The sequence below is a fragment of the Sutcliffiella horikoshii genome (assembly GCF_020524325.1).
GTDB lineage: Bacteria > Bacillota > Bacilli > Bacillales > Bacillaceae_I > Sutcliffiella_A > Sutcliffiella_A horikoshii_D.
In genome coordinates, this window is sequence record NZ_JAIVKY010000009.1 from 142,608 (window position 1) to 163,217 (window position 20,610).

At 36.2% G+C, this 20,610-nt stretch carries 22 protein-coding genes and 1 pseudogene; 3 read left to right on the plus strand and 20 right to left on the minus strand.

Annotated elements, in window-relative coordinates:
* Positions 1–12: 12 nt before the first annotated feature.
* The 6 genes from LC091_RS15170 to LC091_RS15195 all read right to left on the minus strand — a co-directional run bounded on the left by LC091_RS15170 (position 13) and on the right by LC091_RS15195 (position 6,548).
* Positions 13–726, minus strand: a complete 714-nt coding sequence (locus LC091_RS15170; RefSeq protein WP_226682871.1) for an endonuclease/exonuclease/phosphatase family protein — start codon at positions 724–726, stop codon at positions 13–15.
* Between the two features lie 31 nt (positions 727–757).
* Complete coding sequence (locus LC091_RS15175; protein ID WP_226682872.1) at positions 758–1,396, minus strand: hypothetical protein; 639 nt, start codon at positions 1,394–1,396, stop codon at positions 758–760.
* Positions 1,397–1,510: 114 nt separating this feature from the next.
* Positions 1,511–2,890 (minus strand): PD-(D/E)XK nuclease family protein, encoded by a 1,380-nt coding sequence (locus LC091_RS15180; RefSeq protein ID WP_226682873.1) that lies wholly within the window; start codon positions 2,888–2,890, stop codon positions 1,511–1,513.
* A gap of 101 nt (positions 2,891–2,991) precedes the next feature.
* Positions 2,992–3,750 (minus strand): hypothetical protein, encoded by a 759-nt coding sequence (locus tag LC091_RS15185; RefSeq protein WP_226682874.1) that lies wholly within the window; start codon positions 3,748–3,750, stop codon positions 2,992–2,994.
* Positions 3,740–4,591, minus strand: a complete 852-nt coding sequence (locus LC091_RS15190) for a hypothetical protein (protein WP_226682875.1) — start codon at positions 4,589–4,591, stop codon at positions 3,740–3,742. The genes LC091_RS15185 and LC091_RS15190 overlap by 11 nt, the downstream gene beginning before the upstream one ends.
* A 1-nt stretch (position 4,592) precedes the next feature.
* Positions 4,593–6,548, minus strand: a complete 1,956-nt coding sequence (locus LC091_RS15195; RefSeq protein ID WP_226682876.1) for a hypothetical protein — start codon at positions 6,546–6,548, stop codon at positions 4,593–4,595.
* 219 nt (positions 6,549–6,767) lie between these two features.
* Here LC091_RS15195 and LC091_RS15200 point away from each other — a divergent pair, with 219 nt between their 5' ends.
* Complete coding sequence (locus tag LC091_RS15200) at positions 6,768–8,516, plus strand: DUF262 domain-containing protein (protein WP_226682877.1); 1,749 nt, start codon at positions 6,768–6,770, stop codon at positions 8,514–8,516.
* Between the two features lie 69 nt (positions 8,517–8,585).
* Here the strand turns inward: LC091_RS15200 and LC091_RS15205 are convergent, their stop codons facing one another.
* Together LC091_RS15205 and LC091_RS15210 are read right to left on the minus strand one after the other, a co-directional pair.
* A complete protein-coding gene (locus tag LC091_RS15205; protein WP_226682878.1) occupies positions 8,586–9,464 on the minus strand; it encodes a phosphorothioated DNA-binding restriction endonuclease in 879 nt (292 codons plus the stop codon).
* Entirely contained in the window at positions 9,454–9,795 is a 342-nt protein-coding gene (locus tag LC091_RS15210; protein ID WP_226682879.1) for a nucleoside triphosphate pyrophosphohydrolase, read from the minus strand. Before LC091_RS15210 ends, LC091_RS15205 begins: the two co-directional genes overlap by 11 nt.
* Positions 9,796–9,952: 157 nt before the next feature.
* Here LC091_RS15210 and LC091_RS15215 point away from each other — a divergent pair, with 157 nt between their 5' ends.
* Positions 9,953–10,351, plus strand: a complete 399-nt coding sequence (locus LC091_RS15215) for a (deoxy)nucleoside triphosphate pyrophosphohydrolase (protein ID WP_226682880.1) — start codon at positions 9,953–9,955, stop codon at positions 10,349–10,351.
* Between the two features lie 10 nt (positions 10,352–10,361).
* Here LC091_RS15215 and LC091_RS15220 read toward each other — a convergent pair whose 3' ends face one another.
* The 11 genes and pseudogenes from LC091_RS15220 to LC091_RS15270 form a co-directional block, all read right to left on the minus strand.
* Positions 10,362–13,106 (minus strand): DEAD/DEAH box helicase, encoded by a 2,745-nt coding sequence (locus tag LC091_RS15220; protein ID WP_226682881.1) that lies wholly within the window; start codon positions 13,104–13,106, stop codon positions 10,362–10,364.
* Between the two features lie 78 nt (positions 13,107–13,184).
* Positions 13,185–15,113: pseudogene (locus tag LC091_RS15225) on the minus strand (3'-5' exonuclease).
* A gap of 681 nt (positions 15,114–15,794) precedes the next feature.
* Positions 15,795–16,325, minus strand: a complete 531-nt coding sequence (locus LC091_RS15230; RefSeq protein ID WP_226682882.1) for a ClbS/DfsB family four-helix bundle protein — start codon at positions 16,323–16,325, stop codon at positions 15,795–15,797.
* A complete protein-coding gene (locus LC091_RS15235; protein WP_226682883.1) occupies positions 16,312–16,725 on the minus strand; it encodes a DUF2500 domain-containing protein in 414 nt (137 codons plus the stop codon). Before LC091_RS15235 ends, LC091_RS15230 begins: the two co-directional genes overlap by 14 nt.
* Positions 16,726–16,980: 255 nt before the next feature.
* Complete coding sequence (locus LC091_RS15240; RefSeq protein WP_226682884.1) at positions 16,981–17,145, minus strand: hypothetical protein; 165 nt, start codon at positions 17,143–17,145, stop codon at positions 16,981–16,983.
* Positions 17,146–17,239: 94 nt separating this feature from the next.
* Positions 17,240–17,629 carry a hypothetical protein gene (locus LC091_RS15245; RefSeq protein ID WP_226682885.1) on the minus strand — a complete coding sequence of 130 codons (390 nt, stop codon included), beginning with the start codon at positions 17,627–17,629 and terminating at the stop codon, positions 17,240–17,242.
* Between the two features lie 32 nt (positions 17,630–17,661).
* Positions 17,662–18,027, minus strand: coding sequence for a hypothetical protein (locus LC091_RS15250; protein WP_226682886.1), 366 nt, complete (start codon positions 18,025–18,027; stop codon positions 17,662–17,664).
* Positions 18,028–18,081: 54 nt separating this feature from the next.
* Positions 18,082–18,312, minus strand: coding sequence for a hypothetical protein (locus tag LC091_RS15255; RefSeq protein WP_226682887.1), 231 nt, complete (start codon positions 18,310–18,312; stop codon positions 18,082–18,084).
* Positions 18,313–18,348: 36 nt separating this feature from the next.
* Complete coding sequence (locus tag LC091_RS15260; protein ID WP_226682888.1) at positions 18,349–18,774, minus strand: hypothetical protein; 426 nt, start codon at positions 18,772–18,774, stop codon at positions 18,349–18,351.
* A 16-nt stretch (positions 18,775–18,790) separates the two neighbouring features.
* Positions 18,791–18,982, minus strand: a complete 192-nt coding sequence (locus LC091_RS15265) for a hypothetical protein (RefSeq protein ID WP_226682889.1) — start codon at positions 18,980–18,982, stop codon at positions 18,791–18,793.
* 52 nt (positions 18,983–19,034) lie between these two features.
* Positions 19,035–19,271, minus strand: a complete 237-nt coding sequence (locus LC091_RS15270; RefSeq protein WP_226682890.1) for a hypothetical protein — start codon at positions 19,269–19,271, stop codon at positions 19,035–19,037.
* A 156-nt stretch (positions 19,272–19,427) separates the two neighbouring features.
* Between LC091_RS15270 and LC091_RS15275 the strand changes: the two genes are divergently transcribed.
* The gene (locus LC091_RS15275) at positions 19,428–19,769 is read left to right on the plus strand and encodes a hypothetical protein (protein WP_226682891.1); all 342 of its coding nucleotides are present in this window, start codon (positions 19,428–19,430) and stop codon (positions 19,767–19,769) included.
* Between the two features lie 87 nt (positions 19,770–19,856).
* Here LC091_RS15275 and LC091_RS15280 read toward each other — a convergent pair whose 3' ends face one another.
* A complete protein-coding gene (locus LC091_RS15280) occupies positions 19,857–20,570 on the minus strand; it encodes a hypothetical protein (protein ID WP_226682892.1) in 714 nt (237 codons plus the stop codon).
* Positions 20,571–20,610 lie beyond the last annotated feature (40 nt).

A 20,610-nucleotide genomic window follows, 5' to 3' on the forward strand; every position in this document is an offset into this window, starting at 1 on the left:
TAGTGCTTTATATTAGTCGAACTCCGCTATAACTGGCATATGATCACTTAGCTTTATCCAATCCTCATACCTTCCCACTTCAAAATGCTTCATTCTTTCAAAGAAGGAGCGAGAGGCGAATAGATAGTCCAAATGAAAAGGCCTCTCTTTCTTCCGCCAAAAATAGTGAGTTGGCTTTGTTTCCATTCCATGCTCTTCATTAAAAAAATGATGATACCCACTTTCTATCTCATCAGTCTGTAGCATGTTCACAACTGTGGTGTGATTTCCTACTCTTTTAATGTAATCAAACTTTTGGTTGCTGTTCCAATCCCCCACAATGATGCATGGTTGTTTGAACAAATCTTTATAATATTTTATTGCATGAAAAATCTGCCCTATATAGCTATCATACCTTGTTGTTGCTCGCTGTGCCCAAACTGCAAGGAGTATAAAATTTTCTTTCCCGGTTACTTCAAAAGGAACAATATACTTAAAATCTTTTTTAAAATGACAATGTCGTTTAATTTGGTAAGAACTATTCATACTGAAAACGCCAAGACCTTTGTTAAGATTATACTTTTTATCCACCCAAATAAATTGATGAATTCCCTTCACCTTATCTTTCCCTTTCCACTTTGATGGCGCCTCACACTCAGGAATGACTAGAATATCAGCATTCAAAGGAAGTACATGGTCTATCTTCTCTCTAAAGCACATTGCACAGTTCCAGGTAAGAATTTTCATCGAAACGCCTCCTTTATAAAAAACTCAATAGCTATTTTATGTAACTTATCTCTACTCCACGTTCTGTAAACTCTTCCTCAAAAACCATACTAAAATAACCAAATTCATCTTCCCTACAAATCGCTTTCCTTTCTTCCACCATTCCATCTGCTGAAAAGTGATACGCCCATACTCTCTGTGCCTGTAAGCATTCATCAAAATACCTATACACCATTAGTGCATTAGATTGCTGTTGCTTATTTTTATGTAAAACTAGATTGTTTAAATAGGATATGCGTTCTTCCGAATCCACATATAGAATTCCCACTACGTCATTAGGAATAAAGTTTTCTTCCGTTTCAGAAAAAAGCTTCTCAACCGTTTCTTCATCCTTCCGTGAGAGACTTTCTCTTTCTAGATGAAGCGCCATATAGGCATAATTCTCTGGATCTACCCGCTTGTCCCACTTCCACCAGGCTAGATCCATAGGACGCAAACGGTTCTTTGACTTATCAAACTTTGAATCTGCTATAAAGCTTTCAAACCCCAGCATCTCTCCTAAGTCTGCAAAATAATTTATTTCTTTCTGCGTAAACATGGATCTATTATGTAACGTAGTTAAATTTAATTTTCGATAGTTTTTTACAAACCCTTCAAAGAACTGCATGAGGTTGAGGTGTGGTTTATTCATAGCATTCAAGCCCTTCTTGTTTATTCTCTCTAAGTTAAAATTCTACAAAAACCTACACTATCCTTTATTTTCCACAACAAAAAGACATGCATAACATGTCTTTTTGGGAATCTCTTAAACTAATACCCCTTCTCCACTCTCTAACAACGGAGTCTCCACCCCAACACCTAACTCCCTCAACATCTTCGCAATAGTCATCATCGCTCTCTTTGGACTTATCTTTGCCTCTATATAATAGGTTTCACCTTTATGGATAGACTCATAAGTACGTAAGGAAGTAAATTTTCTTCTATCCTTATGTATTGGTTGAAATGCTATAGCAAATCGTTTACCACTGTTCCCACCACCCAAGATGATGCCTTCTTCTACTTGCTGTCGAAGAGGAAGGTCTTGTTCTTCCATCCAGCGTAAAGTTCTTTTGAAAAGATCAGTAACATTGCCCGCAACTATAACAAACTCATCATTGTTATGTTTCACGATGACTCTAAGTTCATCCCATCTCTTATAAATGTTTCGCTGAAATGGATTGGTAAAATTCCAAGTCTCTTCTATATCATTCTCTTCATCTAGGGTCCACTTGATGGTTCTAAAAACTTCCCCATAAGTATCGTTTACAACGTTCTTCACATAGTTTCTTTCTTCACTTTCATCTTCTGCTGCTATTTTCGTTACAGCTTTAAATACATCTTCAAAGCGATCATAAAGGGAGCGAACCAACACACGCTCTTCTTCAATGGTAGCAAGCTTCTCACGTTTCCCTTTATAAGGCATACGTAAAGCGTCCAAGTACTGTTGGATAATCGGCTTTGCGAAGGCATTTAAATCGGGATTTTCCAGGCAAGGCATTAAAACGATGTCCACCAATTGTTGATAATCGATTCCAATCCACTCGGAGCTTCCAAACGTTTCTTCATTGCTTTCCTTGATTTGACTCTTCGGAACCAAACCTACCAACAAATACTGCTCTTCTTTAAAGGTCTCTTCAAACTTTCGCAAGTACTTGTTACATTGTTTTACGTCCACTCGTGCATACACTTTTTGCTCCACTGCAAGAATTAACTTTTTAACTTGAGTAGGATCTGTGTCATCCACAATATTCACTTTAAAAAAGACATCCAGCCTTCCCTTATCATCACTACCAGCTGTTTCCTCTAGTGCATCCGACTCTATGATATTCAACTTGTTAATATCTTTTTCCGCTACTACCTCTGGGTCTCTGAACTGCTTCATATTCAGCATGGCAATATCGGTAATTTCATCGATATTTGCATCCGCTGAGTCAGCTACAGCCATCAGAAACCGCTGAAAGGGATAATAGCCAAGATTATGGCGTTCAGTAGGGTCTAATAACCAGGACAGAAATCTTGAATGCCAAGTTTCCAAATGGGTTGCCCCGGCTACATGAAAAACATTCGGTCGATCAATGAGGAATTTTAATGCTACAAAATCTTTATCCATTGTTAATTCATAGAGCATTCTTTTTAGTGATTTCATAATTGCACCCTCTATACAAGTATTTATAAAGACTTTCTCCAGAATATAAAAGCAAGCAACAGGAAACCTATTTGGTTTTTAGTTGCTTACTTTCAATTTATCTATGAACTCTGCAATAACTCACTCGTATCATAATAATAATTCAAATACTGCAGAAAAATTGGCTTTAACTCTTCTTTTTCTAACACGGGAGACATAACGACTGGGTAGCTTTTATTGAATTCAAAGATTACACGTCGTCCAACACGTTCATCTTTGCCTAGGTCCTCACGATCAGTGATTTTCGCCTTCAGGACTTTGGACAACTGCAGTTCGTCAATAATATCTAGGATGTTTAGTAGAAATTGATCATTTCGGAAGATCTCATACTTAATAATGTAATTGTACAAGTCTAGGTTATCGACAAGCAAAGAGTAATAACGTTCTCTTTGTGCAGGGTCCGTTACGCGATCATTGATATACTGTGCACCAAGTACACATTTGTAAATATAGTTCTCCCAGTCAAATTTCTTCAGGACTATGTTGTTAAAATGACTAAGGCCCTCAGTAATCTTAGGGTATGTCTCTATAAGATAGTCTCTTTTGGTTATAAGTAAAGAATGCCAAAAGACTTCATTTAGATGGATATCCCGATCGGTTTCAAGATAGTCCTCTGTTAGCACCTTAAATGCTTCTAGAAACAATTCTTTCCGTTCTGCTTCACTGCCTTGTGCCATATAGATAGGAAAATCCGGTGCCTTATCTAGATGTATTATTTCTGAAGTATAGTACTCTTCCTTCAGTTGCAATTGATCTTCAAGGAAGTCTTTATAGAATTGCTCATTGTCTTTATATCCTTTTTCTAGTAATCTAACTTCCACTTGAAATTAACCCCTTTACTACAGTTGTGTACTTTTCAATCATGCGGTCAGAAATTGCATAAATTACTTCATCAATCGTATCTATACTTAGTTCCTCGACCATCTTTTTCCTCATTAAATGATAAAGTTTTAAGTCTAAAGGATTGGCCGGAGGATCTATTTCTAACAAATCTACATATTCATTGTCTTCTCCGTTATTAACAATGAACCTTTGTAAGGCCATATGCATGCCTGTGTATACATATGGATTGTTTAACGTATTGCTCTTTGGCAAATTATTAAACTGGAACTCTTCATTCCTATACTGAATTACAATGGTTTCGTGGCTCAGTTCAATCTTAATGGCTGATTTTAATGCTGGGTTCAACTTCTTTTCAAACAGTTCCAATGGCTTTGTAGTGCTACCTTCAAACATAACAACATTGGAGAATCCTAATATAGAATGTTTAGGTACAACTAGTTCGTCTTTGAACTTATCATAGAAGGTGCTTAAATCTTCGTTGTTTCTAAAAGAAACATCTTCCGTTGATTGAATGTGCATTTGAATGGAAGTACGACTACTAATGGAGATTCGTGATTTTAATATTTTTATAGATGACTGTGCCATACTCACTTTAAAGAACTTATTATCTTTAGACTGAATAATTAATATGAGTTGCGCTTGGCCTTCTCTTAATAGTTTATTGATAAATGCTGAGTCAATTTCGTATTTATAGTTGAATTGGTAGTGGTGCACATTTTCATGCAATTCTACATCTAATATAAACTGACTAGAAGCATAACTATTAGACTTATTCGTTAATACAGGATACGGGAAATTTGCGTCTTTTTTGTAGATCATGTTACACCTCGATGTAATAAACAAATTTTAGTGATTTGTTAAAGTTGTCATTTAGCTCCAATTGTAGTTCGGAAACACCTTGGCGAATTTTCACATCTTTAATAACGTTATTGTTCACCTTGTACTGATTGCTGGAGTATGGGTCTGCGATAGAACTATAGTTTCCTAGTAAGTTAAATTCGTCAGGATACTCTACACCCATCCCGTCAATAATAGATAGGGAGATATCACAAGCCGTTTCGTCTTTTATAAGCTCACTTTTAGTAAAATCGAATTTTACCAACTCTCTTTTACCTAAAATAAGTCGCTCTACCATTTCAGGGTTAGCGCTATACTTTGTGCTTTTCTGTTCTTCCGACTCTGTACCTTTTTCTTCTCTTTTCTTACGCTTCAAAGGATCACGTTTCTTTTCAGGATTTTCCTTCTCAGTGTTTTCCCCGCGTTTCTTCTTCGCTTTTTTAGGAACTTCTGTTGATGCCTTTACCACTGATTTACCTTTGTTGATCATAACAGTACCAAGACTATCAGATAGGTCATTCTTAAATTGAGTTTCCACTACATAAAGAATATCTTCTGTATTCATGACCCCGTCAGTTGGATTATTCTCTTTGATTGCTTCTTCTATTATTTTAGCCATCTCTTTAGACAGATTATTTATAAAACGCTTAGCACGTTTTTGTAGTTTCGGATCTTTAATGTGTTCCCATGATAGTTCTGTATGAGATTCGTTTTCAAGCGACTTTATATACGCATCCTCATCTGCACCACCAATTAGAACAGCATTGAATGGTTTATTAGCATTGGAAGTGACTTTAAAGTCTTCTATCTTCATTCCTATCGTTCTAACTATTGCGACACGACCTTTAGGAATTTGTTCATCGTAATGGAAGTAAAGATTAAAGTTATAGTCTCTGACACTATCGGAGACCTTCAAACTTCTCGGCTTTTGATTTTGATAAGTTTCTACGTATAACGGGGTAAATATTTTTTTCGCTTCCGTTATATCCTGTTCATAATATTTAGGATCTTTTACATAATCCAATATCGTTTCGCGAGTAATAATTTCTTTGTTAACCAACACTTCTAGCTTCCCTTCTAAAATAGAAACAAAGAAGCTATCACAAATACTTTTGACAATTTCTGTTTCATCATCATACTCTTCTCTTAGAAAAGGAATAATGATTTTTAGCCCGCGCGTATTTTTTTCAAATACAGGATGGAAATTGTTTTCATACGGATAAAACTTGGACTTATTGTCTTCTAATCTTTCGATATCTGTAAAATACCCAGTGGATCGATAGCATTGATCGTCATATACATGCTCAATTAGTTGAACAGTCCCTCCCAAATGCTTATCACCATATTCATCACAGTTGGCAAAATACATCAGATGTAAATCGGAGGCTGCATTGGAGGCTATCTTACCAACCCCATGTGATCCTCCACGAGATGTTTCTACTTGAGAATCTGCTTCCTCAAAATGTACTCCCTTGTTGTATGCATAAATCCCCCAAGTATCCCGGGCAGAATTGCTTTGACCATTTTTCGCACCAGTTAATCCTCTAGTATTCGAGTCTTCAAAGGATATGTATCTCACTTCATCTTGATTGATTTTATTAATCATATGTTGAATTGTTTCTTTCGTATAACTATTTCTGCCTTGCAAACACTTTATTCTATCAATTACATCATTAACCCCAGGTATATCTTCTTTCTTGATACTTCCGGTTTCTATTTTCAAACGAACTGGTCCATCGTTTCCAAGTAAACGACCGTCCATCGAATTTTGCGTGTTTTCACGAGTTAGACCGGTCACACGCATATTATAAAATCTCTCTAATATTTTATTAAAATTTGATTCTTCTATATTAGGAATCGGGGAAAATTTCCACAATGGTTCCTTAGACTGCTGTTTAAACATGATAAGCTCCTCTTCTACTAATATCTGTATTTTCACCTGTTAACATTTTACATCATCTTGCTATTTTTGTGAATTTGCTGATAATAACGATTTACTTATTAGCTAGAAACTTCTACTTTAAAATTATTTTTTATATTCTAAGGGATGTAAAAATATGTAGTAATTTGCTTTATTTTGAAAGATCCCATTGATCCTATTAATGTTGTCTTCTACAATATAACTATAGAATAAATATGTAATTAGGGGATGTCATTATTGAGTATCAACAAGCAGTTTCACTCTGATGGATTAGTAAAAATCGCATCATTATTAAATGGCCAAGATCGCTATAAGATTCCTATTATGCAAAGGAACTATGTATGGGGTAAAGAAAATTTAAAAGATTTTATTAATGACATAAAGGATAGTATGGAAGAGGATTACGAACAAGATTATTTTATTGGGAGTATGGTTTTTTCTGAAGATGAGCCTAATATGAAATTAGTAATAGATGGGCAACAACGTATTACTACCATAACTCTGTTAATATCAGCAGCAATTTTCCATTTTCAAAAAGAAGAACCTATGGAATATATTAATTATTACCGAAACTTTTTAAAAACTAGTTATATTAATAGCAATGGTGAATTTACTAATAGTTATAGACTTACCCATCATACTAGAGATAACGAATTATATAAAAAGCTGGTTGAGTATAACCCTAACCAACGCTATGCAGTGAATAGTACTTCTCAGAAAAATCTTCTATCGGCAATTGAGACTTTAATTGAAGAAATTGATCCAACTGCAGGTTTTCCATTGAAACAGTTTATGAACTATTTAACGAGTAAAGTTTATATTGTTTCAATGGTTTCTGGAAGTATCAATATGGCTTTTAGAATATTTGAAACATTAAACGATCGTGGTTCTAAACTTCAACCAGAAGATTTATTAAAAAACATGTTATTACGCGATTTGAATGACGATCAGTATGATTTAATAGTTTCTGTATGGGATAAGTTTATAAACCATTTAACTGACAATAATGGTAAACCAATTGTAAATACATCAACATTTCTAAAACATTTTCTTATGTCTAAAGGTTATTTAGTTCAGAAGAAAAACATATACAATTGGTTTGAAAAGCAAATTGAGGAGTCAAAGAAAAATGCAAGTCCAGTTTACGATTTAAAATCCTACTCAGGAGTCTTGGCGCTTGTTACAGAATTAGAACAAGCTGCATCAATATATTTAAAAGCCTATGAAGGTCAAGTCAGTGATAGTATCACCTCTTGTCTTAATTTAGGAGTTAAACAAACTTATATTATTGCACTAGCTACCTGTAATTTAAATAATGAGCTTTCTCATGAAATCTTCAAAAAGTTAGAAACCCTAATATTCAGTTATGTTATTTCTTCTTCTCGATTCAATGAGTTAGAAAAAGAACTTCCGAGTATCGCAAAAGAAATAAGAAAAGCTTCTGGTAGAGATATTCATTTCAATAATGCTCTAAAAAGTATCCAAAAATTAATTAACAATAAAAAAGACGTTGCTTTAACAGCTTTTGAGCAATATAAATTGAAAGGCTCGGATAAGAAAAAAGTTATTTACATTTTATCTAAACTAGCATCATCATTTGACGGCGGGAATTATTCTAATTTCACTATTGAGCACATAATGCCCGAAGAAAAAAAGAATTACTGGGGTTCAATTCAGGAGGATGGCGAGGAATACAAAGCTTTAGTCTCCAGTATTGGAAACCTGACGTTATTACCTAAGTCAGATAATAGTTCGCTTAAAAATAAGGCTTTTAATGAGAAGAAACTAGTGTATGAAAATCAACCGACTTTTACCCGATCTATAGTTAAAAAGATAGAAACAGGGACTAAAAATACAAAGCATGATAAAGCAATAAAAAAGTATAATTATCAACCAGTTACCGACAATTGGGATAATAAAGAAATTTCACAAAGAGCTAAAGCATTACGCAGACTCGCTGAATATGTTTGGTACGAGGATAAATAAAAAAGATAAGACTTCAAGTTAAGAACTTGAAGTCTTGTCTTTTTTCAGTATTAAATAATGTATTGTAATCTAACTAATAACATACCTCTCCGGCCCCTTGAAAACTTCCTTCACATGCCAGTAAATAAAGTCATCTTTAGGGTAGTAGCTTTCCTCAATCGGCTTTAAAATCTCATTCCCGTGGTATCGCATCAGCCATTCATTAAATCCATTGGTTCCATGAGCATCCTGTGAAACAATCATCCTACGGTCATTATTAATGGTAAAGACCCCTCTATCAAAAAGCTTATGATGTAGGGAGCACAAGGCAATGCCATTCTCCTCTACATCTGGACCTCCAGCCTGGTGCCACTTGATGTGAGCTGCCTCTACTCCTACCAGCGTATGCGCCAACCGGACATTAAACCCACAAACAGCGCAGCTATACCCGTAAGCTCTAAGAATCTTATCCCTAAACTTCGAATCTCGTTTTCTCTTTTTTGTATAGGTAAAAGAGAAGTCCAATCCAACTGCACTCAAAATATCATCATGAATGGAAGCAGGGAAATGCTGTTCTAGAATTATCTGAGCAAGCTCTGGGATAAGATTCATATTATCTTTTAACGTCTTATATACCTCGGGAATAAAACCACCTGCAACAGCTTCCTCAATCAACTTTCTATTATTCGGACTTGAGAGGTTAACAGGCTTATCCAATTCCCAAATACCATCTCTCGAAAGCCTCACAAACGGTTCCTCAGGATGATAAGACTTCCTGATAGGTCCGAAATCTACTAACAACTGCTTCAGATCCTGACCCGTTTGTTCATATGGTAAGAATCTAGGATTACCCTTCTGTAACTGTCCCAACGCATACAATAACAGTAAAGGCTTATGTGGAGCCCTTTGGTTCCCCTTTTTCCAAATGGTTAGGTTACTTATTGAGTTTTTTATTTCATCAAGATTCATCCCGATTACCATCCTCAACTTCTACTAAGAATATCTGCCCTTGGAATCCCCCACGTTTTTCCGATTTTTCTTTACGAAATTTCTCTACTTCTTCCATAGTAAAACCATGATAGTTTGCAAGTGCATGGAGAACTTCTAGTATGTCTGCTAGTTCCTCCACTGCTTCCTCGTTTAATTGAGCTGCACAATACTCGTCCAGTTCCTCATAGCTTTTTATTTTAAGGTATTTAATATAATCAGTATCATCTAATATCTCTGATGTGTACTTCTTTCCTGACTCTTCAATAATTTGTGGTATCTTATCTCGGACTAGCTTGTTGTAGATTGGCATATTAGTACCCCATTAGTGTATTTTTTAATACAATTTATTTTATATGAATTTTACCATATTACACTTGATTTTAGGTTTAAATGTAAAGCTAGTATCTATTTGACCCATTATTCAAAAGTGGTATCATAACAATAGCTAATTAATACGAGGTGTCCAAATGAAAAAAACAGTTAAAGTAGTCGCAGCTATTATAGAAAATGATCAGAATGAAATACTTTGTGCTCTACGTTCACCATCAATGGCTATTCCAAATATGTGGGAGTTCCCGGGTGGGAAAGTAGAAAAAGATGAAGATTTATATTCTGCTTTAAAGCGTGAAATTGAAGAAGAAATGAATTGTAAAATCGAAACTAATGATCTATTCCATGATAACATCCATGAGTATGAAACTTTTATCATCAATCTTATTGCTATTAAGGGTAAGATAACCGAAGGAGAACCAGTTCCAAATGAGCACTCTAAGCTTGTATGGCTTAAGAGAGAAAATTTGAATTCCTTAGTATGGGCTCCAGCAGATATACCTGCGGTTGAGCAATTAATAGTAGAAAAAGTGTAGTCGCAATGGACTACACTTTTTCTGTTAACTCAGTATATAAAACTGGTGGGATCTTGTTCTCCAGTTCTAAGATAACTGTAATAGGTTTATTCCCTTCATACTTGATGGAATTACCCTTTCCGATATAAATATATGGTTCAGTCTTTCCCTTATCTATCTCTTTATATTTTCTAACAAACAGATGAAGATTGACACCTCTTTGCTTATTTCGAACTAAGTCCTGGCCTCTTTCGGTGTGCTGAGAGGTATTATTGACAGATTGCCACTGAAGGTGACCTGGATCAATGAATTTATCTTTATAGTTAATACTATCCTTGATGTTTTCTTCTTTATGGAGATCTATATACAAGAAAAATTCTTTTCCATTCACCACTAATCCTGAACCTCTGAATGAACTGTGCGTTTTACGATAGTTTGATAGTAATGCTGCGTCTACCATTTGATATTGCTCATAGAGTTTAAAGTGTGGAACCCCATAATATTCTTCCCTATATTCTCTTTCATACCGGAAAATCCCGTAGCTTATAATATCTTCAATATAATGTCTATAGACATCAATTTTCAAGATATCATCCAAAAGCTTTGTCTTACGAACTACACCAGTTTGATAAGAAAACATCTTAGGAATGTTCTTTACCTGCAGCCGATCATAGTAATCTTGATTTAAATATTCAAATGCATGAAAGATACTGTCCTCATCCACGTTCTTAACTAATTTTAAAATTTCATTCTTTGCTTGGTGAAGGGTAACTTCAGGATGGTCTAATAGATAGCGTATGATGACAAAATCATAAATTCTCTTTAACGGAAGCTTGCTGGAAAGTTCTTTAATGATAGCCTCAAAAGGTTCATAGGCTAATAGCTTCTTTAACTCTTCTTCTTTTTCAACCTTTGCTAAGAAATGAAGATATGATTTCTCTTTAGAAATAAACTTAGTTGGATCCGGGGCACCATCATATTTCAAATAATCTATCAATAAGTACGGAATCCTACCTTGGTTCATCTGCTTAAACTCAAAATACTCTTCTTTTAAGTATTTTATGGAGTTGAAATTTTCTTGATCTATTTGAGCAAGGATTCTTTCCTGAGATATTTTATCCATTTGGATATGGGTGCATCCTGGGATATTAGCGAAACCTGTTGCAATTGCTACCTTCAAGCTTTCTTTATCATAATATCTACTCCCATTTAAAGCTAATGCAATAAGAAAGGTTTTATTATGATTACCAATGAAGTCGAGAACAGTTAAGAAATTCTTGTTCGCATGTTTCCGCAAGCCACGCCCCAGCTGTTGGATGAAAATAATAGGAGAATTAGTTGGCCGTAGCATAAGAACCGTATTAACCGAAGGAATGTCGACTCCCTCATTAAAAATGTCCACTGTAAAGATAAATTCCAACTCATCTTGGTCATTTTCTAACCTATTAATATAATGTGTTCGTTTCTCAGGCGAGTCATCTCCATACAAGAAGACACTATTAAAGCCTCTCTTATTAAACTCGTCACTCATATACCTTGCATGTTCGATACTTGCACAAAAGCCTAAGCATTTACGTTTCTCCCCATCAAAGTCATAAAAGTTCATTTTCTCTATGATGAAATCCACTCTTTCATTGACCTTTAGACGTTTGGTTACTTCTGCAATATCATCTATGGATACATCACTAAGATCTACGGCGTCTATATCTGTTATGCCAAAGTAGTGAAACGGAATAACTAATTCGTCCTCTAATGCGTCATGTAATCTAACTTCAAGTGCAACGTTGTTATCAAATAGATCAAACACATTATGACTATCACTTCTCTCCGGGGTAGCCGTCATTCCAAGAGTGAACTTCGGAGTAAAGTACTCAAGTATCCTTTGATAGGTGGAACTCGTAGCATGGTGTGCTTCATCAATGATTATGTAGTCAAACTCTTCCCTATCAAATTCATGCAAGCAGTTAGTAATAGAAAGGTTTGTAGCAAACACAAAGTCCACGTGTTTCTGCTTTTGATTTCCTGTTAATAATCCGAATGTATAGCCCTCATTTGGTAACAGTTTTTCAAAGGTTTCCTTTGCCTTCCTTAATATCTCTTCACGATGAACGACAAAAAGAAGCTTTTTAGGCTTGAATTTCTTTACGTCAAATGCAGACATATATGTTTTCCCTGTCCCAGTAGCTGCTATTACTAGAGCCTTCTTTTCTCCATAGTATCTAAGCCGCTCAAGGTTTTCAGTTGCTTTTCTTTGCATTCTATTTGGAACAATGTATTCACTATTCTCGTAGATGAGTTGCTTCTTCCATCCACTTCCTTGTATGTTTTTTAAGAAATCCTCATATCTTTTAATGAATTCTGCATCAGCATCCACACTTGTGTTCCATAGAAACTCATATTCTTTAAGTACATCTTTAATAAAATAAGCATTCCGTTTAGAGATAATTTCAACATTCCACTCCACGTTACTTTTGAGGGCACTCTGTGTAATATTGGATGACCCAATAATCACTTTATAACTTTCAGGATACTCAAAGATATACGCTTTCGTATGAAACCCTAGTTCTTTATCCGTAACAAACACCTTAAGGTCTACATTACTAAACTCTTTAAGTTTCTCTAATGCCTTTGCATCAGTGAAATTCAAATAAGTAGAGGTGATTATCTTCCCCTTTACGCCTTTATCTGCTGCTTCCTTAATAGAATCCAACAAAAGTTGTAGACCACTAAAATTAATAAACGCAACACTAAAGTAGAAACTAACGCATTCGTTCATTGATCTGGTTAGTTCAGTTAACAGGTTTCCTCTTTCTGAGTTAACTATGAGTTTCTCCCCTATCATACTTATCCCCTACTATTCATTTATCTTTTTGACTCTCTTTTGTGTCTCGATCTTATTCTGTTGCTGCCATCCCTCAAAATAAGAAGTAAACTCAGACTCCCCCGAATACGAAATACACAAATACTCCTTCGCCCTCGTCATCCCAATATACATTAACGAAACTTCCCGTTCCTTATCCTTTTCAAGCGGGAATGGCATCGTATCCGCTTTCACAATAAACACTGCTTGGAAGTCCAGCCCTTTGCTGCTGTCTATGGTGCTGATCTTTACGGTCTCCTCTTCTCTATTAAAAGCTCTTTTGCTAGTTTCGTTTTCTGTTATCCATGTTGCGGGGATGCCTTCTTTTTGGAGCGCTCTTTGGATGGTACCGATAATGTCTGCTTTATGTGTTCGTTTTACACGATATAGAATGAGCATTTCAGAGTAAGGAACTTTCCGCACTTGATGGAGCTGTTGTATTTGTCTTGCGATAATCTGCATTTCTTTTGCAAAGCTTTCTGCTTTTAAGATGGCAGGTTCTGGCCCTTTGCGTTTTGTGCTTTTTGGAGAGATAATCTCTACTCCTTCTGTTTCGCCCACTACCACCTTGTTTTGTAGCGAGGAATTCTTTTGGAAGAAGTCCCAGGCACAGTTGACGATTTGTGATGTGTTCCGGTAGTTGATATTCAATATTTTTGATCTACCACGGAAATCCAGACCTGTGTCCTTGAGATAACTTCTTTTTCTTGGATAAATCGTTTGTGCGCGATCTTCAACAAGCAGTAGTGCTTTGGTTTCAGGGTTAAGGCATAAGCTAACGAGATGCAGCCAGCTTGCTTCAAAATCCTGTCCTTCGTCAATAAGAATTGCATCATATTTAGGAGCAATGGCTTCTCCCTTCTCTAACTTCTCAATGTATGTATCGATGATTCCCTCACTCATCTTTAGGTCATTTTTCAACCATTGATGAAAGTTTCTCACTTCAATATTCCTAGGAGTTGGCTGGATCTGTATTTCTCCATCACCAAAATGAAAGTCAAATAGATTATCAGGCTCCAACGCCATCGCTCTTACTATTTGCGCGATATTTTGGGAGAGTGATATGTTATAGCACAGTATCAAGATTCTCCAATTGGGATTCTCTTTTGCCAGCATCTTTGCTCTACTCGCCAGAATAATGGTCTTCCCGCTGCCTGCTACTCCACGAATAAGCCTGTTTTTATCTCCAATTTGTTTGGCCATGTTCTCCTGGTGGAAATCCATTGTTTTGATATCTCTTAAAGATAGAAGCAGCTGATCCTGGTATGGGACAGGCTCTTTGAACTCAGCCCCAATCCGAACCTCTGGAAACAGATAGTACCTAATCGTATTAATTTCCTCATATGTAAGCGGCTTTCTTAACCTGAAAGGTACTTGGAACATATTAATTAATTTCTCAGCAAACACTTCTTCCGAGAACTCCCCGTAATCTGGGTCTATCTCTTCCCTTGTAAGCATGCTATCAGGATCAATGATAGAATAAATCCCGTCCTCTAGAACCTGCTTTTGGTTTAACCGTGTAAAAACAACCCCATAGCCGTAAGGAAATTTTAGTTTAAACTGATGCTTCCCTTCCGTTTGAATCAGGTTCTTATCCTTCTTCAACACATCATTTATCTTAAACACGTAATCTCTTGCCTGTTTAAGTGGACTCTTCACGCTATGTAGGTTTCCACCCGTATCTCTAATCGTCCACTCATCCTTATTCAATTGATACAACGTGTTTCTAGTCTAATCTTTCACTTCGAGCACAATCAGTCCAAGATCAGGACCAATAATCACAAAGTCCGGCCTGGTCCCCTGGATCTCCGGTTCAAAATACACTATATAATCATCCGGCAAATACTCCTTCAAAGTGCGGAACAAAATCCTCTCCCCAGAAGTAGCACTGCTCCTAATCGTTTCCGGAACCGTAACAGCCATCCTTTTCACCTACCGACAAAATATTACTTTTATTATAGCAAAAGTACTATGGTTTTTACATAAAGTTACAAAAAAGCGATATATTCATACATTATTATAGTCACTCCCAAACTCTTATTAAAAAAGAATCGTGAGTACTTTCATTTTAAAAATTCTTTTATAATTCATCAGTAAAAAAGACATAGACTTACTAGGCCATGCAGAAGTAGAAAAGAATAAAGCAGAATAGAGGTTGTATCAGGAGAAGAAAAGAGAAAATTACATGCTCATATATACGCCTTTCCAACCGTCCCAACAATGTCTGACCTATATAAATTTTCCCGTTAACTGTATTTACAACTTTTGTAGATATGACCGTATACGTTCATTCCTGCATCGCCCCTTTTCCCAATGCTCAAAAATATCTTTGAGAACCACCTCTCAAATGTCTTGATTAGCCCTATCCTTTATCTGCATTAACAAACCAATTATCTCTTCGTTTTGTTTATTTGCTCGCCTTAACTGCACTTCTATGGATAAAAGTGTAATGACAATAATAATTAACACTATAATTAGCAATACCTTCACCTCATCCTTCCTGCTGAACTCAATTCAATAGATTAGACTTACTAAATAGATGATAAATATTGCTATTACACTTTTTTAAGAGTATTTTCATAGTCCCCACCTTATCATCAGCCTTTATTTCACAACCTGCTCCTCTTTCACCACATTTATAGCCTTTGCAATCCCCTCACATTTCTTTATCCCCCAAATGTAATGATCGGAAGTGTTCGCTGCAAAATAGCTATATAAATTACTTGTCTTCGTCCATTTATAGTATTTCTTTGTCATGATTTCTTCATTGGTATGGGACCTAATCAGTTCCATCACTCGCTCATGGCTTAACTTTAATTTCTTTATCGCTTGATTTAATGTTACGTCTTGGTAGTTTTCCCAAGTACGCATATTGAGTTGCCCGATCTTACTCCATTTATATCCCGGTGCCGGCATAAACGGGGTATCCCCATTCATTCCTTCCCGATACCATCTCTCCAGCATGGCATGCCATTCATACAGGTGCATGACTACATCACGGAAATTCTTATCTCTTTCTACAGTTTCAATGGAAATGCCTCTTTTTCTACTTGGTACGGATTCAATAATTTCTAGTAATCTATTAAAGTACTTGTCACTGTTCATCAGTAGAATGTCTTTTTCACTTGTAGTCACCTTGGCACTCCTCTCCTCCCGATATACTCCCTGTGTTTCGCACAAACCCTAAATACCGAGTCCCTTGAAAGCTTAATATTCCATTGTCATCTTCGGAGAGTAAACCATACTCTTTACCAGCAACATGAAACTCCGAACGGTCACCACTTTCAAACTCGAACGTCACAAAGTATTTTGTATGCGTGCTGGAAGAATGGTGATGATGGGTGTCGTTGTGATGATGCATATTGGACCTTTTGGTGACATCTATCCGTTTTGATGTAACAACAGCTGGCACACTTAGCCTCGGAGACTGCTCATTCTTCTGCCACTGCCCAATGCCTTTGAAAACCGAGATTAAGATACTACCGATAACAATCACAAAAATAATGCCAATAAAAATAGGCACAATCTGAAACATAGTATCGCCAGCCCCATAGCATATGGATCTACCATGTAAACACTCCCCCTTTGGTTACATCTTCTGGAAATATATACGCGTGCTAATGGGAAAAGTTTCAAAAAATCTGTTACAACATCTTCATCCCTATCATAAAAAAATAAGCGCTGATCCTTTATACAAAGGTAGCGCCTGGTTATGGAGTATGGAACTCTCATTTCATTTCTCAATCGTACACGCATGCAAGCTGCCGCTCTACGAAAAATTCCTCTCTTCCTATTTCTTGAAAAAACCTATTATAGTGGTAATGACTCCTATCGCAAAGATGATTTGCACTACGTTTGAAATGGTTTCTGTACCTTCTGTAGGGATATTCTGAACGAATATACTTATGATCAATATTGCGATGCCTAATAACATTATTCTGATTGGTTCTTTCATATGTACCCACCTCGTAATCTGCGCATGTAAATTCCTACTATAAAAAATCCTTGTTCTACTCTCCTGCCCAAAAGAACAATATCACTAAGTTTATTTATCTTCCTTCTCCCCTTAACTGTGTTCCATTCGGAGACGAAATTACGTCTAAATAGTATCTCTCTTTACCTTCTTCACTTATTGATGAAATGGAAAACATATAGCTTTGGTCTTTTTCAATTAGGTTATAAACATTTGCATCTTTAAAATAGACTTTATAATTTTCTCTGTTCTCCTCTTTTTCTGCCCCATTATAACCAACAACCCACATTTCCATATATTCACCCGGTTCAATATGATGTTCTTTTTCCACCACATAAAAATCTCCAAATGTATGATGAGAATTAATTAGTTGATTATTACCTTGGCGATTCCCGGAATAAATAAAAATGCTTGTAATAATAATTAAACCGACTAAGGCAAAAATCACTTTTCGTTTGTTACTCATTTTATAATCCCCTTCCTAAACAAGGAGCCCTATTATTTACTGATAAACCCTTTTCCAAGAACTGTTTTTTTATCTAATCCAACATAAACTACAAGATCTCCAGTTGTATCCGTCACAGTGTTATTAAATGTAACAGCATACACTTGGTCTTTATCATAATTATTATCTATTAATTGTTGTATATCATCATTAACAGGAACTTGTTGTATGCTTGAATCTTTCGGGCTAACTGGTATTAAATCTCTTTCTTGATCAGTTAAACTATTAAAAGCTACCATTTCTATTGGCATTTGGTCTTCGGCCTTGGATACAGAATAGAAAGAAATTATTCCTATAATCATAAACATTAGGAGTACCCCTGATAGCACTAAAATGAAAAGATTCATTAATTTCTTCATGATTCTCCCCCTTGGTACAGATGATTTCGTTATCAAAATTCACAGCCCTTGTATTTAACTCCTTTTTCTTAATAACAAGTAGAGAACCGTTCCACCTAGAGTGAAAATAACCGTACCTATAATAAACTTTGCAATTGATACACCTACATCAATGCTATCTTCTGTTTGATTTTTTATTGTATTTACTGTCCACCAGTCATTTATGGAAGATTCATATATTGCAAGATATAGCCATATTAAATAACAAAAGAAAACCAATAAAAGAAGACCAACTTTCCTATTCATAACTTCTCCTTTTCCCTATGAGCTTTTATGCAAAAGCTAACTTTCCTTAACTTCTTTGCATATGTTCATAAAAGTGGTAGAATCAACAAGTTTTAATACACCTGGACTTACATCTTCTATTACTATTTGAGCACCAACAATATTATTGTCTTGATTACTATAAATTAGGGCAGTTAATTTACCCTCACATCGCTCTTTTAATACTACTGTTTGGATGTATAAGGTCTCTTGCTTTCCTAATTCTTCCGGATTAAGACCCTTATCACGTAGTTCATTTAACGATTCTTCATTATCTGGAAGTGAAAAAGGTTCTTTTTCCAACACACGACTTACTGTCCAACCATTGTCATTCAAATACCTTAAGTGCTCTTCACTTATTTCTGCAGATGAGCAGCTTGCTAGGAGTATTAAAACAAGTGAGCAAACTATTATTAACCTGGGCAGGTCCAAGGGGACAGGCACCGTGACCCATTTTTTGTTATACATTACCCTCACCTTTTCTGCTTTTTTGTTTGTTGAAACTATCCCACATCCAATGAATGGTGCTTATAATAATAGACAAGATGAACACATGGATACCTTTTGTGAACGTTTCCCCGACTCCAAAAACAACTAACACAATGTACGCTGCAGCGAAGAATGTAACAAAGAACAAACCGTACCTTTTCATAGACACCTCCATGGGGACAGACACCGCGAACCATTTTTGCGGTGCATCCCTTCTACCCTTGAGCTTTGGCTTCTTTCTCTTTCAAATAGTTCTCATAAGCTTCTTTGACCGGGTCAGGTTTGGGTAAATCTTTGGTGATCCTTTTGTGAATGTCATTTAGGAGATACAAGCCTCTAAATAAGGTGCCGGTGATTATTGCGAATGCCAGTAATCCTCCTGCTACTGGACCCATCATAAGTAATACACAACCTAAAATGATGGTTAGAATAATGGATAGTAATAAGTACATTGCGTAACCCCCTTTTATTCTATGTATCTGTAAATATTATGTATTAATCGTATATCAAAAAGGAAATTTATGCTAATGTATTTTTATAAATGGGCTGAGGGGACAGGCACGCTGACCCATATTTTCGTATGAAGAGGGGGAGTTTTTATTAGACATTTGTGGATAGTTGTTTCTCTGATTCCTATACCGTTTTTGTTTCATTTCTATGAAACTACGCAGTATCCTGAAAGTGCAAATTTCTTGTTTATAGGTACCTTGTTATTTGCTGGAGTGGTTGGTTTCTTGACTATGAAGGTGAAGGTCGGTCTTATAATCCTATTAAACTTGATTACTATCATTGTTTCTGTTTGGTTTGGGGCAGCGTTCATCACTCCCCCAAATGGGTCATGGTTTAGCCCTATCGGAATGGCACCTGCCATTCTATTTACGGGAGTTGCCTTTTTAGTTGTTGTGTTAGTGCTTCGGTCTGTCTTTAAGGTTATGTTATCGAGGGAGTAAAGGGGTCAGGCACGGTGACCCCTAGATCAGAGGTACACAGGAGCGTTAGTGAATTCCTCCGCTCCCGTTTTTGTTTAGTCCCTCCTTCTATTCCTCCACCCACTGAATATTATGAGCATCCACATACTCCGCACTCTCCAACGTCGACAAGTCCATTACATATGTGTTCCCAACCGAATCCTCCACCATCCCCTTCAAGATCGTGCCGAGTGGGGTTGCATGTTCCATGGAGTGATAGACCAGGTATTGTCCGTCTGGGGAGAACCCAGTTGGGCGGTATCCGGTGAATTTCTCGTCATATAGGCCATGAAATTTCTTGATTATTTTTTCGTTTCCTTCGCTTAATAGATACAGAGATCCTTTTTTCGAAGAAGCCGTCCCATTTTCCGTTTTGTTCTGTATATAGTCTGTCTCTATTTCCATCACTTCTTTTTGCATTACAGTCGGTGTCTCTTCCCCATCCCTTAAGGAAAACAAACTCCAAGAGCCATTATCCATCGCGATGAAGTATACCGTTTCCTCGGCCTGATTATAATAAAATTCTATTATATTATCATTATAATCCCCTAACCCGTCGTTTCCCTTGCCATTATGGCTATACACTAACGTTTTATTTTGCAGGTTAGCATCTGATTTGAACAAGGTAAGAACCCCATCCACTCTTTCTGTAAAATAGATCGTTCCCTCTAAATCTGTTAATACTTCTGGATTGATGTTACTTGTAGAATTCTGAAATAGTTTAAAAGATACGACGGAGATTACTGATACTAATAAAAGTCCTATGATAATTTTTTTCTTCATATTGCCCCCCAATTTATATCCAATAATAACCATAATTATA

Coding starts and splice junctions, on each gene's coding strand:
- LC091_RS15250 (WP_226682886.1), bottom strand. CDS start 18,027: ATGAAGAAATTAATGAATCTTTTCATTTTAGTGCTATCAGGGGTACTC.
- LC091_RS15220 (WP_226682881.1), bottom strand. CDS start 13,106: ATGAACGAATGCGTTAGTTTCTACTTTAGTGTTGCGTTTATTAATTTT.
- LC091_RS15190 (WP_226682875.1), bottom strand. CDS start 4,591: ATGATCTACAAAAAAGACGCAAATTTCCCGTATCCTGTATTAACGAAT.
- LC091_RS15235 (WP_226682883.1), bottom strand. CDS start 16,725: ATGTTTCAGATTGTGCCTATTTTTATTGGCATTATTTTTGTGATTGTT.
- LC091_RS15205 (WP_226682878.1), bottom strand. CDS start 9,464: ATGAATCTTGATGAAATAAAAAACTCAATAAGTAACCTAACCATTTGG.
- LC091_RS15280 (WP_226682892.1), bottom strand. CDS start 20,570: ATGAAGAAAAAAATTATCATAGGACTTTTATTAGTATCAGTAATCTCC.
- LC091_RS15265 (WP_226682889.1), bottom strand. CDS start 18,982: ATGAAAAGGTACGGTTTGTTCTTTGTTACATTCTTCGCTGCAGCGTAC.
- LC091_RS15255 (WP_226682887.1), bottom strand. CDS start 18,312: ATGAATAGGAAAGTTGGTCTTCTTTTATTGGTTTTCTTTTGTTATTTA.
- LC091_RS15240 (WP_226682884.1), bottom strand. CDS start 17,145: ATGAAAGAACCAATCAGAATAATGTTATTAGGCATCGCAATATTGATC.
- LC091_RS15210 (WP_226682879.1), bottom strand. CDS start 9,795: ATGCCAATCTACAACAAGCTAGTCCGAGATAAGATACCACAAATTATT.
- LC091_RS15180 (WP_226682873.1), bottom strand. CDS start 2,890: ATGAAATCACTAAAAAGAATGCTCTATGAATTAACAATGGATAAAGAT.
- LC091_RS15170 (WP_226682871.1), bottom strand. CDS start 726: ATGAAAATTCTTACCTGGAACTGTGCAATGTGCTTTAGAGAGAAGATA.
- LC091_RS15175 (WP_226682872.1), bottom strand. CDS start 1,396: ATGAATAAACCACACCTCAACCTCATGCAGTTCTTTGAAGGGTTTGTA.
- LC091_RS15270 (WP_226682890.1), bottom strand. CDS start 19,271: ATGTACTTATTACTATCCATTATTCTAACCATCATTTTAGGTTGTGTA.
- LC091_RS15215 (WP_226682880.1), top strand. CDS start 9,953: ATGAAAAAAACAGTTAAAGTAGTCGCAGCTATTATAGAAAATGATCAG.
- LC091_RS15245 (WP_226682885.1), bottom strand. CDS start 17,629: ATGAGTAACAAACGAAAAGTGATTTTTGCCTTAGTCGGTTTAATTATT.